The 23372-nt window shown below is 61.4% G+C and carries 21 protein-coding genes and 1 tRNA gene; 10 read left to right on the top strand and 12 right to left on the bottom strand.

Translation table 11 applies throughout. The features are described 5' to 3' along the window. The first annotated feature begins 20 nt into the window (after positions 1 to 20). The 5 genes from cofG to BP737_RS07355 are packed head-to-tail and all read left to right on the top strand — an operon-like array spanning position 21 to position 3043. On the top strand, positions 21 to 1016 hold the full coding sequence (gene cofG, locus BP737_RS07375; RefSeq protein WP_292407647.1) for a 7,8-didemethyl-8-hydroxy-5-deazariboflavin synthase subunit CofG: 996 nt from the start codon (positions 21 to 23) through the stop codon (positions 1014 to 1016). 43 nt (positions 1017 to 1059) lie between these two features. Beyond that, positions 1060 to 1785 carry a phosphoribosylaminoimidazolesuccinocarboxamide synthase gene (purC, locus tag BP737_RS07370; protein WP_292407645.1) on the top strand — a complete coding sequence of 242 codons (726 nt, stop codon included), beginning with the start codon at positions 1060 to 1062 and terminating at the stop codon, positions 1783 to 1785. Then, positions 1782 to 2024, top strand: coding sequence for a phosphoribosylformylglycinamidine synthase subunit PurS (gene purS / locus BP737_RS07365; protein WP_292407642.1), 243 nt, complete (start codon positions 1782 to 1784; stop codon positions 2022 to 2024). The genes purC and purS overlap by 4 nt, the downstream gene beginning before the upstream one ends. Before the next feature lie 3 nt (positions 2025 to 2027). Continuing rightward, entirely contained in the window at positions 2028 to 2741 is a 714-nt protein-coding gene (gene purQ, locus BP737_RS07360) for a phosphoribosylformylglycinamidine synthase I (RefSeq protein ID WP_292407639.1), read from the top strand. Between the two features lie 17 nt (positions 2742 to 2758). After that, positions 2759 to 3043, top strand: coding sequence for a ferredoxin-thioredoxin reductase catalytic domain-containing protein (locus BP737_RS07355; protein WP_292407635.1), 285 nt, complete (start codon positions 2759 to 2761; stop codon positions 3041 to 3043). A 46-nt stretch (positions 3044 to 3089) separates the two neighbouring features. On the opposite strand, the gene BP737_RS07350 is transcribed toward BP737_RS07355, so the two are convergent. From BP737_RS07350 to ppsA, 7 genes are read right to left on the bottom strand one after another with little or no spacing between them, the layout of a single operon-like run. Further along, positions 3090 to 4736: an ABC1 kinase family protein gene (locus tag BP737_RS07350; RefSeq protein ID WP_292407632.1), complete on the bottom strand. Its 1647-nt coding sequence runs from the start codon at positions 4734 to 4736 to the stop codon at positions 3090 to 3092. A 26-nt stretch (positions 4737 to 4762) separates the two neighbouring features. Then, positions 4763 to 5905 carry an MFS transporter gene (locus BP737_RS07345; protein ID WP_342686072.1) on the bottom strand — a complete coding sequence of 381 codons (1143 nt, stop codon included), beginning with the start codon at positions 5903 to 5905 and terminating at the stop codon, positions 4763 to 4765. Between the two features lie 53 nt (positions 5906 to 5958). Then, the gene (locus tag BP737_RS07340; RefSeq protein WP_292407626.1) at positions 5959 to 6570 is read right to left on the bottom strand and encodes an METTL5 family protein; all 612 of its coding nucleotides are present in this window, start codon (positions 6568 to 6570) and stop codon (positions 5959 to 5961) included. After that, positions 6567 to 7514 (bottom strand): diphthamide biosynthesis enzyme Dph2, encoded by a 948-nt coding sequence (gene dph2, locus BP737_RS07335; protein WP_394339250.1) that lies wholly within the window; start codon positions 7512 to 7514, stop codon positions 6567 to 6569. The genes BP737_RS07340 and dph2 overlap by 4 nt, the downstream gene beginning before the upstream one ends. Further along, the gene (gene hpt, locus BP737_RS07330) at positions 7489 to 8049 is read right to left on the bottom strand and encodes a hypoxanthine/guanine phosphoribosyltransferase (RefSeq protein ID WP_292407620.1); all 561 of its coding nucleotides are present in this window, start codon (positions 8047 to 8049) and stop codon (positions 7489 to 7491) included. Before hpt ends, dph2 begins: the two co-directional genes overlap by 26 nt. Continuing rightward, positions 8042 to 9139: a tyrosine decarboxylase MfnA gene (gene mfnA / locus BP737_RS07325; RefSeq protein ID WP_292407616.1), complete on the bottom strand. Its 1098-nt coding sequence runs from the start codon at positions 9137 to 9139 to the stop codon at positions 8042 to 8044. Before mfnA ends, hpt begins: the two co-directional genes overlap by 8 nt. Further along, positions 9132 to 11426: a phosphoenolpyruvate synthase gene (gene ppsA / locus BP737_RS07320; protein WP_292407613.1), complete on the bottom strand. Its 2295-nt coding sequence runs from the start codon at positions 11424 to 11426 to the stop codon at positions 9132 to 9134. Before ppsA ends, mfnA begins: the two co-directional genes overlap by 8 nt. A 95-nt stretch (positions 11427 to 11521) precedes the next feature. Here ppsA and serA point away from each other — a divergent pair, with 95 nt between their 5' ends. The 3 genes from serA (at position 11522) to BP737_RS07305 (ending at position 14132) form a co-directional block, all read left to right on the top strand. After that, positions 11522 to 13105 carry a phosphoglycerate dehydrogenase gene (gene serA / locus BP737_RS07315; RefSeq protein WP_292407610.1) on the top strand — a complete coding sequence of 528 codons (1584 nt, stop codon included), beginning with the start codon at positions 11522 to 11524 and terminating at the stop codon, positions 13103 to 13105. A gap of 125 nt (positions 13106 to 13230) precedes the next feature. Then, positions 13231 to 13304: transfer RNA gene (locus BP737_RS07310), tRNA-Val, on the top strand. 603 nt (positions 13305 to 13907) lie between these two features. After that, positions 13908 to 14132 (top strand): hypothetical protein, encoded by a 225-nt coding sequence (locus BP737_RS07305; protein WP_292407607.1) that lies wholly within the window; start codon positions 13908 to 13910, stop codon positions 14130 to 14132. 71 nt (positions 14133 to 14203) lie between these two features. Here BP737_RS07305 and BP737_RS07300 read toward each other — a convergent pair whose 3' ends face one another. From BP737_RS07300 to BP737_RS07280, 5 genes are all read right to left on the bottom strand, one after another. Next, on the bottom strand, positions 14204 to 14755 hold the full coding sequence (locus BP737_RS07300; protein WP_292407605.1) for a hypothetical protein: 552 nt from the start codon (positions 14753 to 14755) through the stop codon (positions 14204 to 14206). Further along, positions 14737 to 16143: a hypothetical protein gene (locus tag BP737_RS07295; protein WP_292407603.1), complete on the bottom strand. Its 1407-nt coding sequence runs from the start codon at positions 16141 to 16143 to the stop codon at positions 14737 to 14739. The genes BP737_RS07300 and BP737_RS07295 overlap by 19 nt, the downstream gene beginning before the upstream one ends. A gap of 153 nt (positions 16144 to 16296) precedes the next feature. Continuing rightward, positions 16297 to 17301, bottom strand: a complete 1005-nt coding sequence (locus BP737_RS07290) for an Ig-like domain-containing protein (RefSeq protein ID WP_292407600.1) — start codon at positions 17299 to 17301, stop codon at positions 16297 to 16299. Continuing rightward, positions 17264 to 18931: a DUF2341 domain-containing protein gene (locus tag BP737_RS07285; protein ID WP_292407598.1), complete on the bottom strand. Its 1668-nt coding sequence runs from the start codon at positions 18929 to 18931 to the stop codon at positions 17264 to 17266. Before BP737_RS07285 ends, BP737_RS07290 begins: the two co-directional genes overlap by 38 nt. Before the next feature lie 945 nt (positions 18932 to 19876). Continuing rightward, the gene (locus tag BP737_RS07280; protein WP_292407595.1) at positions 19877 to 20995 is read right to left on the bottom strand and encodes an acyltransferase; all 1119 of its coding nucleotides are present in this window, start codon (positions 20993 to 20995) and stop codon (positions 19877 to 19879) included. A gap of 125 nt (positions 20996 to 21120) precedes the next feature. On the opposite strand from BP737_RS07280, the gene BP737_RS07275 reads away from it, so the two are divergent. Both BP737_RS07275 and BP737_RS07270 read left to right on the top strand, forming a co-directional pair. Beyond that, positions 21121 to 21570 (top strand): PPC domain-containing DNA-binding protein, encoded by a 450-nt coding sequence (locus BP737_RS07275; protein ID WP_292407592.1) that lies wholly within the window; start codon positions 21121 to 21123, stop codon positions 21568 to 21570. Continuing rightward, on the top strand, positions 21567 to 23372 hold the full coding sequence (locus tag BP737_RS07270; RefSeq protein ID WP_292407589.1) for a YgiQ family radical SAM protein: 1806 nt from the start codon (positions 21567 to 21569) through the stop codon (positions 23370 to 23372). Before BP737_RS07275 ends, BP737_RS07270 begins: the two co-directional genes overlap by 4 nt.

Raw genomic sequence — 23372 nt, 5'->3', positions numbered from 1 at the left:
GGGGGAGACGACATATATCCATGCGCCGCCGCGTGATCACCTTTTCAAAAAACGTATTCCTCCCCATAACAACAGTCTGCGCCAACCATTGCGGTTACTGCTGCTTCCGGACTCCGGTGCGGGAGGGGTGCATCATGCCCCCCGACGAGGCGATCAGGACCATGGATGCGGGTGCCGGCCTCGGCTGCACGGAGGCGCTCTTCACCTTCGGGGAGCGGCCCGGCAGGGTGCCCGGCTTTGCGGCGAAACTGGGGAAACTCGGCTATGCAGATATCCTCGACTACCTCTACGACCTCTCTCTTGCGGCCGTAGAAAGAGGGCTCCTGCCGCACACCAACGCCGGCATCCTCTCCTACGAGGAACTTGACCGGCTCCGCGAGGTGAACGCGAGCATGGGCCTGATGCTGGAGACGACCGCGGACGTCCCCGCGCACCGGGACTCGCCGGGAAAAGATCCGGCGGTCAGGATCGAGATGATTGAGAACGCCGGAAAACTCTCCATTCCGTTCACGACCGGGATATTAATCGGGATCGGAGAGACGCCGGAGGACCGGGAGGAGTCGCTCCGGGTCATCCGGGACCTTCATTCGCGGTTCGGCCACATCCAGGAGGTGATCGTGCAGAACTTCTGCCCTAAGCCGGGGACGCCGATGGAGGGCGCTCCGGCTCCCGAAACAGACGACTTACGCGCGACGATAACCCTCGCCCGGGAGATCCTCCCGGCGGATGTGGCTGTGCAGATACCCCCGAACCTTGCCGACGCCGCCCGCCTCGTCGAGTGCGGCGTGGACGACCTCGGCGGGGTCTCCCCGCTCACCATCGACTACGTCAACCCCGAACACCCCTGGCCGCAGATCGAGGAACTCCGGAGAGTGGCCGGAGACGCCGATCTCGCCGAACGGCTCTGTATCTACCCGCAGTACATCGAGAAAGGGTGGTATTCCCCCGTGCTCGAACCCCTGATCCGGCGGCTCGCGGAGAGGATCGCGGCACCAGGCCGGAGGGAGGGAGCATAACCTCATCATTTAGCCCGACAACATCTATCAGGAGATTTTGCCCATGAAACAGGTTGACCTCCTCTACACAGGGAAGGCGAAGTCCGTCTATCGTACCGACGACCCGGGAGTATACATCATGAAGTTCCGGGACGACATCACGGCCTTTGACGGCGAGAAAAAAGATACCCTGGGCGGCAAGGGGAGATATAACGCGGAGGTCTCCTCCTTCCTCTTCAGGTACCTTGAAGAGAACGGGGTCCGGACCCACTACCTCGAAAGCATCGAGCCCGCCACCCTCGCAGTGCGGGCGCTCACGATGATCCCGCTTGAGGTGATCGTCAGGAACGTCGCAGCCGGGTCCATCGTGCGCAACTACCCGTTCAGGGAAGGGGAGCCGCTCGACCCGCCGGTGATCGTCATCGATTACAAGAGCGACACCCATCACGACCCGATGTTGAACGACGACCTGATCTACGCTCTGAAACTCGTTGCGCCCGAGGAGCTCGACCAGATCAAAGCCGAGGTGCTCGCGATAAACGAGATCCTCCGGGAGTACCTTGACGCGCGCGGCATTACCCTGGTCGATTTCAAACTCGAATTCGGCCGTTACAACGAAGAGATCTTCGTCGGCGACGAGATCAGCATGGACTCGATGCGGCTCTGGGATAAACAGACCGGAACGTCTCTCGATAAGGATGTCTACCGCTTCAACAAGGGAGACGTTATGGAGACCTACGCCGGGGTCGCGAAACGCATTCTCTCCCCGCCCCGGGGTGAATCCGCATGAAGTACAACGTTACCGTCACCATTGGACTGAAAGAGGGAATGTTGAACCCCGAAGCGCGCGCCATCCAGCACGCCCTCACAAACCTTGGGTTTCCGACCGAGGATCTGGACACGGCACGGCTCTTCCGGATCACGCTTGATGCGGCGGACACGGCGGCGGCGCGAGAAGCAGCAGGACAGATGTGCGAGCGGCTCCTTGCAAACCCGGTCATTCACCACTACACGATTGAGGTTGAGTAAGGCATGAGGTTCGCTGTGGTACAGTTCGGCGGCAGCAACTGCGACCGGGACACCTACCACGTCCTTGCGGACGTCTGCGGGGTCGAGACGGATCTCGTCTGGTACAAGGACGGACTCAGACGACCATACGATGCGGTGGTGCTGCCCGGCGGGTTCTCCTACGGGGATTACCTCCGGGCCGGAGCCATCGCCGCACGGACCCCGATCATGACCGACATCATCAGGCACGCGAAAGAGGGGAGACTGGTCCTCGGGATCTGCAACGGTGCGCAGATCGGCTCGGAGGCCGGACTGGTCCCGGGCACCTTCACGCTGAACGCTTACCCCAAGTTCATCTCGCGGCATGTCTGCCTTCGCGTCGAGAGCACCGGATCGCCGTTCACCGCGCTCTACCACGAGGGCGAGGTCATCCGGGTGCCGATCGCTCATGCGGAGGGGCGCTACGTCGCCCCCGATGATGTGATCGCGCGGTTGAACCGCGAAAAGCGGGTCGCGTTCCGGTTCTGCGACGAGCACGGCAACGCGACGCCGGAGAGCAACCCGAACGGGTCGGCGGAGAGCATCACCGGCGTCCTCTCGGAAGCGGGGAACGTGCTTGCGATGATGCCGCATCCCGAGCGAGCGAGCGAACGGGCGCTCGGCTCGGAGGATGGGATAAAGATATTTAAATCGATGATAGCCCATATCGAAGAGTACGGGCGCCGGAAACCCGGATGATAGGAGTTAGTTGTATCATGACAGCAGAAGAGAAAATCGAAGCGGAGCGGACCAGGGCAAAGGTGTACGCGAAGGAGAAAGGCTTTGTCTTAAACGTCGACGAGAAGCAACTCTCGGCCGTTCTCCGCGGGCTCGCACGGAACCAGGAACGGCTCGGGGCGGCATACTGCCCCTGCAGGCTCCGGAGCGGGGACGTCGAGAAAGACCAGCTCATCGTCTGTCCCTGTATCTACCACGAGAAAGAGATTGAAGAGCAGGGGGCCTGCCACTGCAAGTTGTTCTTCAAGAAAAAGTCCGAATAACTTTTTTTACGTCCGTCTCAGCCCGCTGTCAGCCAAAACCCGGGTTTCACCGGAGAGCGTGGCCGTACCTGAGAACCCGATAGACTGCATAGAATCCGACAAGCACCGCAAACACGTAGCCCAGGGTGGCGAGGATCGAGACGTATCCAGGAACCGGGAGATCGGCCACCCGGAGCACCACCGACGAGCCCACGACGATTGCAGCGACCACCAGTCCGACGACGATCTTGTCGCTCGTCCGGTCGATGACGCCGACGATTGCGGTGAGGTCGCGGTTCGCGAGTTTGACCGTGATGGTGCCCTCCGAAAAGGCCTTCAGAGTCTCGTTCACGTTCCCCGGGATGGCAAGCAGATTCTCCGTCGCACTCACAAGGGACCGTATCGCACCCGTCATGTTATCCGGAGAGAGCCGCTGCCGTGCAGCGATCTCCGTCAGGTACGGTCGGATTCGCCGGTCAAAGTTGAACGTGGGGTCGAGCCGAACGCCGATGGCCATCACCATGACGATCACCTTCATCATGAGCATCAGGGTGGACGGCACCCGGATGCGATACCTGCGGAGGGCATCGGTCAGGCCCTGAATCGTTGTCGCAAAGTTCACCTGCTCGATCTTCGTCTCCCGATAATCAAGCAGCACCAGGTAGAGGTCGTCCTTGAGGGCATCGAGAACCGCCGGGCTGATCCGGACGTCGAGCCTCTGCAACGCTGTAATCACGCCGTCGACGTCCGTCCGGGTCATGGCGAGGAGGAGATCGACGAAGACCCGTCTTCTCTCCAGACGGAGGACGCCGACGATCCCGAAGTCGAGGAAGATGACCTCCCCTCGCTCCGTCACCAGAAGGTTTCCCGGGTGGGGGTCCCCGTGAAAGAAACCGTCGACGAAGATCTGCTTGACATAAGCCTCAAACCCGATCTCGGCAATATCTTCCGGGAAGAGACCAAATCTCCGTAGAGCCTCCACGTCGTCGATCCGGACTCCTTCGACGTAGTCCATGGCAAGCAGGTGGGGCCCGGAGATCTTCCAGTGGATGCGCGGGATCTTCACGCACGGGAGACCACTCATGTTTCGTCTGAGTCGGTCCGCGTTCATTCCGTCCTGGGTAAAGTCCAGTTCGCGCCGGATCTGGACCGAAAATTCGTCGACCATGCCCTGGAGGTTATAGACCCGCAGGTCAGGAAAGATCGACTCCGCCCGGGCCACAAGCGACCGCAGGATCACGAGATCGGTCTCGATGAGGTCGGGAATCCCGGGGCGCTGCACCTTGAGGGCGACGACCCGGCTGTCCTTCGTCACCGCGCGGTGCACCTGCGAGAGGGAAGCCGCTGCAACCGGCTCCTCCTCGACGACGGCGAAACACTCCTCGAGGTTCGGGCAGTACTGCGTGATCACCGGTCGGATCTCCTCAAACGGGACCGGAGCCACCCGATCCTGGAGCTTCTGCAGTTCCTGGATAAGCTCCGGCGGGAGGAGCTCCCGGCGTGTGCTCATTATCTGGCCGAACTTTATGTACGTGGGCCCCAGTTCCTCGATGGCAAGGCGGATACGTTCGTACACCGATCGCTTCTCTTCCGGGGCCCGGTGGAGCCCCCGGCGTCGTTCGCTCCGGGAGACGAACTCGTCGACGAGGATCTCAAAACCGTATCGGGTCAGCACATCCGCGATCTGCCGGTAACGCTGAAGCCGGGTGACCATCGGGGATGAATCGGCACTCCCGGTACTTAAGGAGTTTGGGGCGGGGTCGTCCCCCGGGAGGAGAGCCGGCTCCGTCCGAGGGATTTCCAGGGGTAGGAAGTGGCGAGGAAGAGCGGAACGGCAAGGACAATCGCAAGCGGGATCGTCATGAGGCCAAGGGAAAGCGAGGTCATATCAGCGATGGCGCCGGTGACCGCAACCCCTATCCCGCCCACGCCGACCGCGAGCCCGAGCATGAGGCCGGAGACGAGCCCGGCGTTCCCCGGGGCCATTTCGTGGGCCATGGCGACGGTGACGGCAAAGGTCGACCAGAGGATGAACCCAAAGATAATCAGCGCAACGATGGAGACGATACCACCGGTGGTCAGGAATACGGCGAAGGGCGGGATGGCGGCAACAAGTCCGCCTATCGTGAATTCTTTGCGGCCGTAACGGTCGGAGAGCGCACCCCCGACGAGTTGCCCGACGACCCCGGCGATAAGCATACCCGATACGATCAGGTTCGCGGTCACAAGGTCGATGCCGCGCTCGGTGAGGATGGTGGGAAGGAACGCGACCGAGCCGAATATGGCCCATGCACGGAGGCTTGAGGCCGCGACGAGAAGAACGATCGCCCGGTACGCGGACCGTTCAGTCCGGACCTGCGCCGCCGGGACCGCTGTATGTCCGGGAGCGGACAGGGTCCACCGGAGCACCGCCGCCATCACGAGGCCGGGGATGACAAGGACGGCAAGGCCCGGAAGGCCCATCAGCCCGACAACGATGCCGGCACAGATAGGACCGAGTGCGTAGCCCAGGTTTCCGCCGATGACGAAGAATGAGGTGATCCTGCCCCGGTGTGCATCCTGGGTCAGCCGGCTGACGGTCCCGAGCGCGCTCGGGTGGAAAGAAGCGTTTCCCAGCGCCGCGACGGCGGCGGAGGCGAGGACGAGGAAGTAGTTGTCCAGGAGGCCTATCACGGAGATGAACACCGCGCTGATGAGGACGCTCACGCTGATGGGGACGGCGATCCCCCGGGTATCGAAGAGCCAGCCGGCGAACGGCTGCACGAACGACGACGTGAGGGTGTAGACCGTGACGATCAGCCCGGCAAGGAAGAACGAGTAGCCCTGGTCGACGATGAGGAGCGGCAGGATTGCAGGGAGAACCGGCGAATAGAGATCGGTCACCAGGTGGGCGGCAGAGAGCCTCCAGATCGGTTTTATATCGGCGGTCACGGACGTCAGATCCGCCTTAAGCGTATGACTTCTACCGGGATATCCATGCGCTCCCGGCGGTGGTGGGCAAACGTCCGCTTGAGCGGAAACGCGCACCGGATCACCTCCTCAACCGTCGCCCGGCCCTCGGTATAGGCGGCGACAAACGGGGCCGAACCCTCGTTGAAGATGCCGTAGACCACCACCGCGAGTTCAAGCGAGAGGTCGATGAACGGCCGGTCGGCGTGCGCCCTCTGCGCTCCGAACGGCGGGTTCATCACGACGGTGTCGCAGGAAAGCCGCCGCCGATCGAGGTCGGGGTTTCGGACGTCGGCGACGAGAAATTCCACCGAAACGCCGAACTCCCCGGCGTTCCGCCGGGCCACATTTATCGCGGCCGGATCGATATCAAGCCCGATCACGGCGGCTGCGTCGAGGAGGGCCGCGCCCAGGGCAAGGATTCCGGTCCCGCACCCGAGGTCGCAGACCCGACGCCCCGTGATCGCCCCCTGCATGGCGGCATGGTGGAGGAGGCGGGCGGCCACCGGTGCCGGGGTCTGATACTGTTCGAGGCGCGTCGTCGGCCGCTCAAAGCCCTCCAGATGCTCAAGCCGCATCTCAAGTTGCCGGAGGTTCATGGTGCGAGGTACTCGTCGATTGTATAGTCGTCCCAGGCCCGGACCCCGCAGAGGATCTCGAACTCCGGCGGCGTCAGCACCGGGACCGGGAACCGGGCCTGGTCGTCGTAGGCGAGCCGGGGGCAGGCGGTGTTCACGTAAGCCGCAAACCCGAGGTCGAGCATCTCTCCGGGCGAGACCTCGCGCATCGCGACGATCACGGCCCGGTCGGAGAGGGCGACGAGCCGCCGGGCAAGACTCATCCGCTGCTGACCGCTCTTGGTGCTGACGATGATTCCGAAACTTGCGGCATCACGGGCTTTCTCCATAACCGCGGCACGGCGACGGACCAGGCGGGAAGCGTCCACCTCCTGCGCCTCGCGGGTGTAAGGGTCGAGCGCCACCACCCGCGCCCGGGTGGCGAGCCGGATCCCGAGGGGATGGAAGACCCCGGTCCCGACGAAGAGGATCTCGCCGGCCCCCGTCGCCCGTGCAGCGGCGAAGTTGCACCCGAGGACCTGTCCGGGGAGCGGCGTGCGCCCGTCGCCGGGGGCGACGACCGCTTCGACGCCGTGCTCACAGAGATATGCCGCCATCGCACCGATCAGGTGGGCGTGCTGGACCGTGGTGACGAGGCCGATGCGGCGGGAACGGAGGAGGGGGAGGGCCGTTTTGAGCACATCCACGTCAAAATCAAAGCGGACGGGTTCGTAGAGGACGTCCGGCCGCTCCTCGACCGGCGCATGGCCGAAATGGACCAGAACGTCGGCGTGGGCGAGGGCGTCGAGCGCAAGGTCGCAGGCGCCGTAGCAGGGATCGCCGCTGACGATCACCCAAAAGCCCGCACCGCGGAGTGCGGCGGCTACCTGCGGCGCCTGTCGCGCGAGTCCGGCGGGGAACTGGAGAGCAACGCTCCGCGCTCCACGCTCATGGAGCCGCTCAATAAGGTCGGAGACAGGTATCAACGACACGCACCTGCGTCTCGGAGACCTCAACCCGGACCAGGGTCTTGAGCGGCCGGCCAACATCCTCGTCGCCCCGGCCGATGACCACGCAGATATCGGCGATCTCGGCGCCGGTATGCTCGATCGCACCGATAAGAGCGCGGAGCGTGCCTCCGGTGCTGCAGACGTCGTCAACGATCACGACCCGGTCGCCCGCACCGACACCGTTCAGGTAAAGTTCTCCTTTCGAGTAGCCTGTGGTCTGGTGCACCGCGACCTCGCCGGGGAGACAATAGGGGCGCTTTCTCACGACAACCAGCGGGATGTCGGTCATCAGCGAGAGGACGACGCCGATGTGGATGCCCATCGCCTCGCAGACGACGATCTTGTCGACCCGCAAGAGGTCGAGGCACCGCACCATGGCGCACCCGATCTCGCGGAGAAGCCCGGGCTCAAGGAGCGGCACCCCGTCCGTGATCGGATGGATGAAGTAGTTGTACTCGCCCCGTTTCATAACCGGAGCGGTTTCCAGAGAATGGATCAGCCGTTCAAGCATTCAGGTTCCCCATATCTTCAAGGAATTTTTCGACCACGTCGCGTGTGACGTGGGGCATGCAGACGATCCGCATATGGCCGTTCCGGGTCCTCGATACCCGCCAGCCGGCAGGCGCACGCTCACAGGAGAACGTCGCCACGTTGACGTCCGGGGTCACTGCTCTCGGGCAGCCGAGCGTCTCCATCCCTTCGATCAGCCTTCGAGCGTTCTCCATGCACCCGGCGACCACCGCTCGCATGCCGTCCATCCCCAGGTATTCGAGAACCGCGAAGGCGGCGGCCACCGGGGCCCCGGGTCGGGTGCCGGCGAGGGTGCACTCCCGCTTCACCGTCAGGTAGGGCGTATCGACGTTGAGGCACGCGAAGGAGTCCGGGTCACGGACGAGGAGACATCCGGCCGGGATGGTGCTCATCCCCATCTTGTGAGGGTCGACGGAGATGGAGTCGACGCCGGGGAGCTGGAAATCGAACGGGACTGGGCGGTCGAGAAACGGGACGACCATGCCGCCGAAGGCGGCGTCGACGTGGAGGAAGACGTCCCGGTCGAGCGCCACGTCGGAGAGAGCGGCGACGGGGTCGACCATGCCGTACTCCGTCGTCCCGACGATACCGACAAGAGCGACCGTATTTCGGTCGATAAGGTCGTCAAGCCCCTCCATGTCCATCCGGAACCGGGCATCGAGCGGTGCCGTCCGGATCTCAAGCCCCAGGATATCGCCGGCCTTCTGGAACGAAAAATGGCTCGATGCCGGGACCACGACGTTCGGGAACTTCACCGGTTTTTGCTTCTTTGCAATCCGAAGCGCCTGGATATTGGACTCCGTCCCGCCGGAGGTCGCATAGCCTCCCGCGCCGGGGTGGTGCATCAGCGCACCGAGCCGTCGGACGAGGAGTTCCTCAAGCGCGGCCGTCCCGGGGAAAAGCCCCGGGTCGCCGAGGTTGGTCTCGAGGAACAAAGCATGCGCCCGCGCCGCGACCGGATGGGGCGGCGTGCACATCGAGCTTAAGATATGCCGGTACCCGAGGTCCTCCCGTCGTTTTGACGAGAGGAAGGAGAAAAGGTCTTCCTCAGGGCAGCCAACCTCACGCATGTCTTCTCGCCGCATCAAGGAGGATCTGCCGCTCTTTTCGTGCTACAGCCTCACGGATGCGCGGAACCGCATCGATGTTTGCGGAGACGCTGGTGATGCCGTGTTCGACAAGCCAGGCTGCCATACGGGGATCGGAGCCGGCCTGGCCGCAGATGGAGCACTCGACGCCGTGCTCCCGACAGGCCCGGATCGAGTGGTCGATCAGCCGGAGCACGGCGGGGTGCTCCGGCTCGTACATATCGGCGACGTTCTCGTTGTTCCGGTCGATGGCGAGCGTGTACTGGACGAGGTCGTTTGTTCCGAACGAGGCGAACCGGATCCCGGCCTTGATGAAGTCTTCGATCAGGATGGCGCTGCTCGGGATCTCGACCATAATGCCGAGAGTCACGTTCTCCACGTCGACACCCCACTCCTTCATCATCGTCCGGGCCTGGACGAATTCATCGGGGTGGTTGACGAGCGGGAACATCACGCCGAGATTGCTGTATCCCGCGGCCCAGAGCCTCTTAAAGGCCTCTATCTGCATACGGAACTGTTCAGGGCTCCGGAGGTCACGGCGGATGCCGCGCCAGCCGAGCATCGGGTTGTGCTCGATCGGCTCGTCCTGGCCGCCCTCCATATTCCGGAACTCGTCGGTTGGGGCGTCCAGGGTCCGGACCCAGACGGGCTTTCCCGGGAAGGCGTCGAGCACCGTCTTGATGCCGTTGTAGAGTTCACCGATGAACTCTTCCTCCGCGCCGTGCTCGATGTACCAGCCGGGGGTTTTGGAGAGGCCGAGGATCAGGTGCTCGATCCGGAGGAGACCAACACCGTCCGCGCCGGTTGCGGCGGCACGCTGTGCGGCTTCAGGCAGGGAGACGTTCACCTTGACGAGCGTGCCGGTGATGACCGGAGCGGACGCCGACGCAATCGCCACGGATGCCGGTGCCGCCGTCGCCGACGACGCAACCGCTCCTTCGTAGATAAGACCTTTTTCGCCGTCGACGGTGATGATCTGTCCGTCTTTGAGCAGCGTCGTTGCTTTCTTGCTCCCGACAACCGCCGGTGTCCCGAGCTCCCGGCTTACGATGGCCGCATGACAGGTCATGCCGCCTTCGTCGGTGACGATGGCGCTGACCCGCCGCATCGCCGGAACCATATCGGGGTTAGTCATTCGGGTGACCAGGATATCGCCGTCTTTGACGGAACTCGTGTCCTTGACGTCCCGCACGATCACGACGCGGCCGCTCGCGACGCCGGGAGAAGCGCCCTGGCCCTCCAGCAGCACCACACCGAGCGTACCTTTCGGCTGTCCGGCACGTTCGGCTTCGGCACCGGGGATCTCCGGCCGCCGGATCGTCGTAATGGGCCGGGACTGGAGGATGAAGACGCCGTCGCCGACGATTGCCCACTCGATGTCCTGCGGGACGCCGTAGTGGTCTTCGGCGATCTTGCCGAGCGTGGCAAGGCGCGCCACTTCCTCATCGGAAAGGACCGGGGCGGTGCGCCGCTCGGCGGAGAGGTTGACGGTCTTCGTCCCATGCTGGCCCTCCGGGACGATCATGATCTCCTTCTCGGCGATCAGGCGGTCGACCACCCGCCCGGAGCGCAGGTCATAGACATAGTTGTCAGGGGAGACACTTCCTGAGACGACGGCTTCGCCAAGGCCCCATGAGCCCTCGATGATCATCAGAGGTTCCCCGGTGACGGGGTGGGAGGTGAACATGACACCGGACTTCTCCGAACGGATGAGTTCCTGCACGACGACGGCGATGTTGACACTCCGGTCGTCGAAGCCCTGCTTCGCTCGATAATAAATGGCCCGTGCACCATACAGCGAGGCCCAGCATCTCTGGACCGCATCGAGAAGGTCTTCTTCGCCGAGGATATTAAGATAGGTCTCCTGCTGTCCGGCGAAACTGGCATCGGGAAGGTCTTCGGCAGTGGCGCTCGAACGGACGGCGACGACCGTTCCGTTCGCTCCCATCCGGGTGTATGCATCAGTGATCTCCTCTCTAATCTGATCGGGGATGCCGACACTCATGACGAGGTCCTGCACGTCCCTGGAGACCGACTCCAGCGCTCCGTTGTCGTCGACGTCGAGACGCTCCAGCTTGCGGAAGAGAGAATCTTCGATCCCGGTTTCTATAAGAAACCTGCGGAACGCCTGAGCGGTCACCACAAATGCTTTCGGCACGGGGAGACCGATCGAGGTCATCTCCCCAAGAGAAGCCCCTTTTCCACCGACAGAAGGGATATCTTCCTTTTTTATTTCTTCGAGCCACAAAACGTTGGGCATTTCCTTCATGCTCGCACCACACATATACTTCTCACCATTACTTAAAAGATTTCGGAGGAAAAAGCATCAATACATATGATGTCGAAGTAGATATGGGTTGAACTGTGAAATATAGAGTGCTGGTCAGCGACCCGCTGGCAGAGGAAGGGCTTGACATCCTGAAGGAATTCGGCGATGTGGACGTCAATACCGGGCTAACCGAGGATCAACTCGTTGCTGTTATCGGGGACTACGATGCCCTGCTGGTGCGCTCGGGCACCGAGGTTACGGCACGCGTCATCGACGCGGGAACGAAACTCAAGTTCATCGGCCGTGCGGGAGCCGGGGTCGACAATATCGATACCGAGGCGGCGACACGCCGGGGCATCGTCGTCGCGAACGCCCCCGAAGGAAATACCCTGGCGGCTACGGAGCACACGATGGCGATGATGCTCGCACTCGCGCGCAATATCCCCCAGGCGACCGCATCGCTCAAGAAAGGCGAATGGAAGCGCTCCAAATTCATGGGTGTCGAGTTGAACGATAAAACGCTCGGCATCGTGGGATTCGGGCGTATCGGGCGCGAGGTCGCAAAGCGTGCCCAGGCGATGGCGATGAAGTGCATCGCCTACGATCCGTTCATCAGCAAGGAGAAGGCTGCAAGCCTCGGCGTGGAGATGGTGCCGCTTGAGGAGCTCTTCCGGAGGGCAGACGTCATCACGGTCCACACGCCGCTGATCAAGGAAACCCGCCACGTCATCAACGAGAAGACCATCGCCACGATGAAGGACGGCGTCCGGCTGATTAACTGTGCACGCGGCGGGATCATCGACGAGAAAGCCCTCGTTGACGGGATAACCAGCGGTAAGGTCGCCGGTGCGGCGCTGGATGTCTTCGAGACCGAGCCGCCGACGGACTCTCCGCTCCTCGCCCTCGATAAGGTGATCGTGACGCCGCACCTCGGGGCAAGTACGGTCGAGGCGCAGAAGAACGTCGCCATCTCGGTGGCGAACCAGTGCATCAGCGTTTTATCGGGCGGCGCTGCGAAGTACGTGGTGAACGCACCGATGATCCCTGCGGAACAGCAGGCGGTGGTCGAGCCCTACGCGGCCCTCGCAAAGAAGATGGGCAGCCTTCTCATCCAGCTTGTCGAGGGGAGGCTCGAATCTATCGCGATCACCTACGGAGGCGAGGCCGCGGGGCTGCCGAACACGAAGTTCATCACCCGCGTCATCTTAAAGGGCCTGCTCGACCCGGTCCTGCAGGTGCCGGTCAATATCGTGAATGCGGAGTTCGTGGCAAAGGAGCGCGGCATCCGGCTGAGCGAGACGACGACCGAAGAGGCGCAGGGCTTCCGGAACATCATCAGCATCACCGCGAAGACGGATATGATGACGGAGTCGGTGAGCGGCAGCGTCTCCGGCCCGAACCGGGCCCGGATCGTGAGCATCGGCGGTTATATGACCGACCTGACCCCGACCGGCCATGTGGTCATCTCCCGCCATACCGACAAGCCGGGCGTCATCGGCAAGGCCGCCACGATCCTCGGCCGGGCGAACGTGAACATCGCGGGAATGCAGGTGGGGCGCCATAAACCCGGCGAAGAGGCGCTGATGGTCCTCACCGTCGACTCCGCGGTGCCTGCCGATGCAATGGAAGAGATCAAGCGAATCGACGGCATCCACACGGCAAAGCACGCCGAGATCTGATCGGTCCCGGCCGTCACCTCCTTTTATAAGCACGTACCGGCCTCCGCCCGGCGGGGCCGACACGGAACGGTTCCCGGGACGAGAATTGTTTTATACCCGGAGCACCAACATTATTGGGCAGGCACGGGCTCGTGGTCTAGCCGGTTATGACGTCGCCTTGACATGGCGGAGGTCCTGAGTTCGAATCTCAGCGAGCCCATTGCTGTTTTTGAAACAAACGGTTTTTAGGCATCCTTTTCCAGGGGAGGTACCCTCAAAAAGTGCCAGTAAATCAGATAATCCTATATTGCGGGCATATGGATAATTACGCTTTATCTGAAGTATGATAGCATATTTGAAGATTTTTCTGCAAGGGTCAGTGTCAACCATCCCCGCACAATTTTCCGCACTATTCACACACTCATGCGCTCACGAGGGAACAACCGGGCCAGACGTGACTCATTGATGAGGCATATAGGGGTCGTTTGTCAATATCTCAATTCACGTACCTGGAAAAGGCATGACTTCCCTCTCTCCCAGTGTAAAACAGTTATCGGGACCCGAATTCAATCTACGCGCCCGTGAAAATATGACAATCCCCAGCTGATCGCATACGACGCTCCGAATACATCTCGATTCGTGTACCATGAGGGGTACAACGAAGGAGACGCCACACATCACCCCAAGACTTTCGACTTCAACCCACAACACATCTGCGAAGGGGGGCGGTTTCCAATTGAGTCGTACACAACAGATTAGATATTGTCGTGGTCGTCGGCGCCCCACTCCCCGAGGACGGCGCCGAGGAGGAACTCCCGGCCCATTGCGAGGGGCCGTAGCGCTCCTCGTAGACCAGCGGGTCGCAGTCGGGATCGTTCTGCTCCTCGGAGTCGGAGTGGCCGTCGCCGTCGGTGTCGGCCGACCAGAGATCGGTCTCGATCTCCCATTCGAAAGCATCGGAAAGCCCGTCGTCGTCGCTGTCCGGGTTGAGCGGATCGCTCTCGATTGCATCCTCCAGATAGTCGATGCCTTGTCAGCAAACTATTAGTTATACTGTTGAGAATTCATGAAGGAGGCGGTCTGCATCATTTTTTCTGAAAAAGAGAATACCGATATTAATCAAGTATAACTTTCCATAGGAGACCATTTTTGACGATACCATCGATCGACTATGATCATTTCACGTTGAAACGAAAGAAACTCTTCATCAGCTATCAAGTCGGGTCTGATCTCCAGACACTGATCGATGAAGAGCCGGTTTGAGTCAAGAATACCTTTTACAAAGTCCTGAAACGGAACTTCGATATATCCTTCAGGTTTGTTCATGTCGATCCGGCGATACTTAATTGTCAGGATGCTGGGGTCCTCGTCTTTCAGGGCATAATGCGAATCGATCCCGTGGGCGTCCACCCAGTCGCTTGGCTCGACATATAACCTCATGTCCTCCAATCCCAGAGGATCAAAGTAGGAAAAAACCGCATAGATCTGGAGAAAAAAAGTGTGAACGAAAGTGTACACCCCCCCAAGAATATCGGTATCATTCACCCGTAGTCCGAGCGTAAGGCTAAATAATTCATTGATCTTGTTCCCCACTCTAAGCTCTTTCTCCAGTTGATGCCGATCCCAGACTACACATACCATGATCGATCTCTCTATCTTTGAGGCAACCATTTGCTACCATCCCACATATAGACTTGGCTTCCTTTCGTGGGGAAAACAGTATACACCCCTTTTTCATTTATTTGGAATCCGATTTCGTATACTCCGCATTCTTCTGGGAAAGAGTATCGATCTTTCACAAAAGTTTTTGGAGCTTCTGTGTACTTTGTTGACAAAGCCCTGTCGAGCCACTCAAGTATTTTCTCTTCCATCTGCGCTCGGGTAAGCGAAGATGTTCCCGGATAAGGCAAGTCAAATGTTGTCACTGGTTCTGAAGTTGGAAAGATGGTGGTACCAGGCCGGTTGGTACCTTCTGTGCCGTGAACATGGCGACCAGCATAATGGTTCTTAATTGCTTCCCGGAGCGGTATCGCATCGTCTCCCACCTTGAAAACGTGAGTAACTTCATCGAGTTTAACGCCGCGGGCCTGCATCTTCACGATCTGGGCTTCCGTCAGGCCGTAGTCGGTGGCCAGTTCCGTCCCGACCTTCCTTCCGGTGGCGAAGAGGTAGAGGTGGTCGATCACATTCAACTGACCTTCATCGGGCAGGAGCTGAATGATGTGCTGATCGGCCAGGAGTCTCCCAACATCGAGGAGATTGTCGGGGTACTTCAGGAGGTACTTCGCGATATCTGCAGCGGTTTTCTCGCAGTCTCCAAGGTAGGGGACCAGCCCCAGGCCGCTGATCGCCGCTCCGACGGTATCGGACTGGGAGATCGCGTAGATGAGGTCGCGGACGTCTCCGTAGACAGCAAGCCCTGAAGCAATCCAGCCCAGAGCATAATACGGGTGCGCTGCCCAGTCTCCGACGAGATAGTTGAATGCCTCCCCCTCGAGGCCGGTCTCGCCGAACAGGGCACCAAGCCGGAGCGCGACTTCCTGGCGGAGCCGCTCAAGCACGAGGTCTCCAATGGGATCAGCAGGGGTGAGCGGGTCATCGTCCTCTCCGTCGGCGAGCCTGTCGCCGTCGGTGTCCGGGTTGTAGGGATCAGTGCCCAGGTAGTCCTCCCAGAAATCGTCCAATCCATCGCCGTCGGTATCCGCCTTGGTCGGGTCGCTCCGCTGCTTGTAGTAGGTCTTCCCGTCCACAGTGACCGGTTCCCCGGCCTCGTAGCCGTCGGCGAGCCCGTCCCCGTCGGTGTCGGCGGCGCAGGGGTCGGTCCCCATCCGGACCTCGGCGGAGTCCGAAAGACCGTCTTTATCGGTGTCGGCAACCAGCGGGTCGGTCCCGTAGGTCTGCTCCTCCAGGTTCGAGAGCCCGTCCCCGTCAGGGTCGTCCGCCGTCCCGGCAGTGGCGACGGGACCGCTCATCGCCGACATCAGCCCCGGCTCCTCCGGGAACGCGCCCAGCTTCAGCAGTTCGAACGCATCGGTCAGGCCGTCGCCGTCGGTATCCACCGCGAACAGGTCGGCGCCGATCCGATACTTCGCAAAGACCGGGAGGTCGCCGGCGAAGACCTCGTAGCCGTCGATGACCCCGTTCCCGGCCTGGTCCCCGGGCCACTGCGAGCAGTCGGAATCGGCGTCGAGGGGATCAAACCCGATCGCCTGCTAGAAGGCGGCCGGGAGCATGTCCCCGTCGAGGAGGAGGGTAACTGGTTGCGGGCTGCCGCCTGAACCGGAGCCGCCGACCGTGATCGTGTTCGCATCTGCAAGGGTCACCTCCGCCGAGAAGTTCCCGTCCTGCACCGGAATGATCGACAACACGCCGTTGTGGGTGAGCGTGAGGCTGGTTATGGCCGGATCGGAGACGTTCCCGGCGACGGTGACGTTGCCGCCGGACACCACCGTATCGTCATCGGGAGAGGTGATGGTGATGGAGGAGGCAGCGGAGGAAGGCGGATGTAGTTCGAGCGAGTAGTACTCCATGGCGAAACGGGTGTCCCAGGCCGGGTTCTGCCCGTGCGAGACCTTCACCCACACGGTCCCGGACGGCGGGAAGTCGGCGTGGAACTCCTTCGGAACCAGGTTTGCAGGGTCGGAACTGGAGAACCCGGACTTCGCATAGACAACCTCGCCGTTGACCTCGATCGTCATCCAGCGGCCGGGAGAGACATCGGTCCCCGGCACGCGTGCGACGAGCGTCAGGCCGTCCCATCCGATGCCGGAAGGATCGGTGAACTCGTGCTCGACGGTCGCTATCACCGCACCTGCAGCCAGGTGAACGTCCGCACCGTGCTCCCCATGATCGCCGACGATGACGGGACCGTACTCGGAGCAGGAGCCGGAAGCTTTCGTCCAGGATGCTTTATGCGCCCAACCGGTCCATCCGTCGGTCGACCAGTTCCAGGCCGATCCGGCTGTCACGGTATGGATGACCGTCACTCCTGCAATCCCCCAGAACGAGCCCCCGGTCGACGTGACTGCGGAGATCGTAGTCGTCCCCGCAACCCGGGCCGAAAAAATGCCGGCGGAAGTCACGGTCCCGACCGCTTCGTTCGTGCTTACCCAGTTGAAGGCGATCCCCTCCATCGCCTCGCCGTACTGGTCGTAGGCGGTGGCGGTGAACTGGACGGTCTCACCCCACCACCTCGGCGATCGAAGGGGTGACGACAACCGTCTTCACGACGGGAGCCGTCTGCGGCGCGCCGTAGGTGAACATCGGTTCGGCCTCAACGTACTTCCGCACCCGGATCCAGTCCATCCGCATAACCCGGCCGTCAGGGACGTTGTTGCCGCCGAGGATCTGCATCTGATGGCTGGAGATCCCGGTGGTGCCGGTGAAAACGTCGGTAAACGAGGCGCTCCCGCTGACGGTGTGCGTCTGACTTCCCGGGGTGATGAACCAGGTGCTGTAATAATCGCCGCCGGTCGAAAGACCGCGCGCAGTTCCCGGCCGCCAGGCTGCCGCACCATTCACGAAGACGTACCGGTCCCAGGACGGCGATTCCGGGTACCAAAGCAGGCCGTTGGTGGGGGTGTTGACGAACCAGGGGAACGCCCCGCAGGAGTAACCGGCGTTGGACGGCAGGCTATCGGCGTGAATGTGCGTCTCCACGATCACCGGCTCGCCGTCGGTGATCACGTACTCGTTCGAGACCAGAGCGCCGGCACCTCGGGCCTGGGCGTCATAGATCCAGCCGTCCGAGAAATAGTGGGCGCCCGGAGTCGTATCCGTCCAGAGGGTCGGATCCAGATCCGAACCGTTGAAGTCGTCGTAGAGGATGTAGGCGTTGTCCCGGCTGCCGGTATCGACGGCGGCCTCGTTTCCGTAGTACATCCAGATCGAAGTCGCACTGGCGGGGAGATTGACCCAGATGACGGCCGAATCCGAGGCCATGTAGGTCTCTTTCCAGTAGCCGAGGACAGTGCCGTCGTCGGTGACGAACCGGACGTCGTCGAAGTCGCTCTGCATGCCGGAGCGGAACGCGACGACTTCGCGGTGGGCATACCCGTCGATCGAGGGCGGGTTGGCGACGGTGACCGGCACCCGGTTTGCCCAAGCGGTGCTCCACCAGGTCATCTCGGGGCACGCGACACCCCGGAAGATCGGGGCGGTGTTGATATCGACCTGCCCGATCTCGGCGGGCTTGGTGTAGACGACCTTGAACAACCGGGTCTCCCCGGCGTTGAGCGTCTCTCCTTCGGGGGTGAACGGTACCCACTCCAGCCAGGACCGCTCCACCGTCTCGGTGCCGGCGATGTAGGGTTCCTGGGCAACGAAGGTTTCAAGAGCGGCGTCCGCAGGAATAACACCCTCAGGAGTAGTACTCTCGGGAGTAACGTTTATTGGAACTTCGTCCTCAAAGGTAACGTTTTCCGGGGCAATAACTTCAGGAATGGTATCCACAGGGGTAACACTCTCAGAAATAACGTTCCCGGGGATAACGTCCCGGTATTCGATGATGGGGATCTCGACACGATGCGAACGCTTCTCCCAGACGAACCACTCGGCCCGGGTGATATTCTCGTTCCCGTTATGAAGCGCCCATGTGGCCAGGAAGTCCTCCGACTCGTCGAGGACAGTCGTGCGATGGGCGGTGATCTCAAAGATCTCGGTGAACGTACCGAGATCTGGGGTAGTATTCACCAGCCGGATCTCGAGGTCGTCATCGCTGCTGCCAGTAACAGCAGATCTGCCGTCGTCCTTGATCCCCGTGATCCGAATGCCCCCGGTCTCCGGGTCATAGATCTTGAGCCGGGTCTTGCCGGAATCGGTGATCACATACGTGACATTTGCTGCCAAAGAGGCGGCAGCGCCTGATCCTCCGATGTTCCCAGTCTCTACAGAGGCAGAGTTGGTAGCATTTATCTAGGACGTGGGTTGCGACCAGTTCTTTTCCGACCACAATGATGGATTTTTCTGGGATTGAACAGTATCGGATGCCGTTTTGTGCGTATCCACGGCAGAAGTCGTCCTACCGGAGAACGAGTCTCCGGCAGTATTCACATTCAATGCGGTTGCATTCGATTCCGCGGCGTTCACGGCAGGAATGGACGCCGTGGTTATCATCAGCACCGCCATGATAAGAGAAAAGATTCTCTCCGTACCTTTCGTGCTCATCGGTAATCACCCTTCGAACCGGAGGCACAACGAGCAGACCCTTAAGTATGAAGAGAACCAACGCGTCCTGCCTACGGGCTATTGTGGTGTTCGTCCAGCAGTTGAAGGTAGGATGGACACCACTCACATTTTCTTGAGTTAATCAAACATTGGACGGCTCACAAACTCTTATGTGACAATTCGTCCCAGGGATAGTTTTCACCCAATCAGATATATAAATATATCAAATTTAATAAAAAGTAAAAAGATGATGGATAAATATATTTATAACGAAAATAAAGACAGATAATTACGAAATGTGACTAAAAAGCAACATTTTATAGACAGATTATTTTTATATTTATTGTGACCATACCCACTCAAGGTATAGATTCTGTATCGGCGGGGTCCCGCTGCTGTCTCCCGGCAGCGGCGACTTCTGCATCAGTTACAGGATACCAGGCCTGAGATCAGGTGCGGGGGAATACGACAACGACCACCTGAAGGACCTTGCCGGGCGCGCCGCGGCAAAGATTCCATAACGATATAGGTCCTCCACCCATTTTTGTGCATTCCCATCCTCCCGGGCACAGAGCGAACAACAGGCAAGCACCCCGGCCGGGACGGTGCCGGCCGTTACTGCACCGCCTACCCCCGCCGCATTCTCGCCTCCCCGAGCAGGCACCCTGCATACGGTATCCCCGCCGCCCCCCGCACCACCGCGTAGCTCACCGCAACCGCCACGAGGAAGATCACCGGATAGGTCGGCCAATCCGCCCACGATAGGCCGGTGATGGAGAACCAGACGGCCGCACCGGCGGCGATGACGAGTGGGTGGATAAGGTAGATTCCGTAAGAGTGCTCCCCGAACGACCGGAAGGCACCACTCACGCGGCTTCTCCTCTCATCCAGGCACCAGGCCGCGAGGACGAGCACGGCAATGACCGGGACGTAGTAGAGCGGTTCAAGGAGCCGGTAGATGCAGAAGACCGCGAGCGTTGTGCCGGAGAAACTCCCCGCACGGAGCACCGCCGCCATCCACATCCCGCCGAGGATGAGGGCGCTCCCGCCGGCAGCGGCGAAAACCCCCGCCGGCGAAAGCGAACGGAGCACCGACCGGAACCGTTCCGTATGCCGCGCGACGAAAACCCCGAGCACGAAGTAGAAGAGGTGCGATGGGAAGAGACGGATCAGCACCGTGTACCACTCCGGGTCTACAAATGCCCCCGTGAGATGAGCGCACGCGTTCCAGAGGACCTGAACGAAGAGGAGTGCGAGAAGGAGAAAGGCTACCGCCCCGGCCCGGTCGAACCGGTCATAACCCCGGACAATCAGCGGGTAGAGGAGGTAGAACTGGATGATCAGCACAAAGAACCAGAGATTGTAGGCGGCGGTCCCGAGGAGTAGGGCTTCCGCCACTCTCCCGGGTTCAGGCACGCCGGTAAACCCGATCGTCCCCTCGACATTCACCAGGAGGTAGAGAGCAGTAAAGAAGAGGTAGGGCAGAAGGATCGTCCGCATCCGGCGACGATAGAACTCCAGAATCGAATACTCGCCGAAATACCGCGCCGCGAGCACCCACCCGGATATGAAGATGAAGACCGGCACGGCAAAGTGGGCGAAGATATAGACGGCAACGTTCAGGAGGAAAAGCAGGTCCACGCCGGGGATCCGGGTGAAGTTCATCGAGACGTGGACGGCGATCACGGCGAGGGCCGCAAACCCCCGCAGGTACTCGACTTCCCGGAACCAGACCACTGCAATCACACCTCTGCCCCCCGCCAGGGACGGCAAACGCTACCTCTATCTAAGTCGACCCATATGAACCCTGCCCGGTGAGGAGGCACTAATAATACCGGAAGACACCATCAATATCCAGGAGAGTTGATTCCATGCAGTACTCGGAAGGACAGGTCGGCAGGGTCTTTACCGTCAGGATCGACGACGGGGAGGATTTCATCCGGGAGATCCGGCGGTTTGCGGCAGCGATGAACATCCAGAACGGCATGATCCACTTCCTCGGAGCCGTGCGATCGGCGAAAATCGTAACCGGGCCAAAAGAGCCGGTCATCCCGCCGTCCCCGAAGGGCGAAGAGATCTTCGGGGGGTGGGAACTCCTCGGGTTCGCCACGATCTACCCGGGAGAGGGGGAGCCGTCCATTCACATCCACACAGCGGCCGGAAAGGGAATTCAATCGCTCGCCGGGTGCCTCCGGGAGCAAGCGGAGGTCTATGTGGTCATCGAGGCGGTGATCATGGAGTTTGTCGGCATCTCCGCAAAGCGAATTCGGGATGAAAAAATCGGCGTCGATCTGCCGGTCTTTGACCGGGTACTCCCATGACCGGTGAGCCCGAGTTCCTCCCGATGACGGTCGCGGAGGCGGAGCGCCTCGGCATCGACCGGTTCGACATCATCCTCATCACCGGGGACGCTTACGTTGACCACCCCTTCTTCGGGACCGCGCTCCTCGGGCGGGTGCTCTGGGACGCCGGGTACTCGGTCGGCGTCATCGCCCAGCCAGATTGGCGCCGCGACGCTGATTTCCGGCGCCTCGGCGAGCCACGGCTCTTCTTCTCGATCTCGGCCGGGAACGTCGACTCGATGGTGAACGCCTTTACGCCGAACCTGAAGCGCCGGAATTCCGACGTCTACTCCCCCGGCGGAAGATTTCTGCGGCCGGACCGGGCGACCCTCGTCTACACCGACCGGGTCCACGCCCTCTTCCCGGGGACGCCGATCGTCATCGGCGGGATCGAGGCGAGCCTCCGGCGGTTCGCCCACTACGACTACTGGTCCGACTCGGTCCGGCAGTCCATCCTTGCCGACGCCCCCGCCGACCTCCTCGTCTTCGGCATGGGCGAACGGCAGGTGGTCGCCATCGCGAACCGGCTCGCCGCCGGGGAGAGCATAGACGCCCTCACCGACATCCCCGGCACCGCCTACCGGATCGACCTGAAGACATGGCGGGGCATGGAGAGGACCGGATACGCGGTCCTCCCCGGTTATCCGGAGGTAAAGCAGGACCGCTACGCCTATGCCCATGCGTTTGCACTGCACTACAACGAGCAGGACCCCTTCCGGGGCCGTCCCGTAGCCCAGCCGCACCCGAAGACCGTCGTCGTCCAGAACCCCCCGGCAATGCCGCTTTCGGGGAGCGAACTCGACCGGGTCTACGAACTCCCCTACGCACGGCGGGCCCACCCTTCCTACACTGAACCCGTGCCCGCCCTCGAGCCGGTCAGGTTCTCGGTCGTCAGCCACCGGGGGTGTTTCGGCTCCTGCTCGTTCTGCGCCCTCACCCACCACCAGGGGCGGATCATCCAGAGCCGGAGCATCGACTCCATCGTCCGGGAGGTGGAGCGGATGGCGGCGATGCCGGAGTTTACGGGCGTCGTCCAGGACGTCGGCGGGCCGACGGCGAACATGTACGGGGTCCATTGCGGCCGGTGGGAGACCGCCGGAACCTGTCCTGAGCGCCGCTGCATCGACTGCCCCACGCTCGACCGCAGCCACGAGGAGCAACTCCGCCTGCTCCGGCGTCTTTCAGAGGTCCCGGGAGTGAACCGGGTCTTTATCGCCTCCGGCATCCGCTACGACCTGATCGATCCGGAAGACCGGGAGTACCTCGCCCGCGTCTGCGATCACCACATATCCGGGCACCTCAAGGTCGCCCCCGAGCACATCTCGCCGCGGGTCTGCGCCTGTATGGGAAAACCGCCCCGCGAGGTCTTCGATGCCTTCAGGAAACGGTTCGAGGCCCTCCAGGAAGGAAAGAAGAAACGGCAGTACCTCGTCCCCTACTTCATGTCCGGCCACCCCGGGTGCCGGGTCGAGGATATGGTCGAACTCGCCGAGTACGTCAGAGACACCAGGCTCTACACCGAGCAGGTCCAGGACTTCACGCCGACGCCGATGAGCATCTCGACGACCATTTACCACACCGGGCTCGACCCCTTCACTCTCAAAGAGGTCTACGTTCCAAAAGGCCGCGAGAAGCGGGTCCAGCGGGCCCTCCTGCACTACCGGGACCCGAAGAATTACGGGCTCGTCTGCGAGGGGCTCCGCGCGGCCGGGAGGGAGGACCTCATCGGGAACGCATGGAAGTGCCTCGTCCCGGCGCGGAGAAGAGGACGGCGGGAGTAA

Origin of the sequence: Methanoculleus sp. UBA291, assembly GCF_002499755.1 — an archaeon.
GTDB classification, from domain to species: Archaea; Halobacteriota; Methanomicrobia; order Methanomicrobiales; family Methanoculleaceae; genus Methanoculleus; species Methanoculleus palmolei.
The sequence above is the reverse complement of the archived record's forward strand: the minus strand, read 5'-3'. Positions and strand labels throughout refer to the sequence as shown.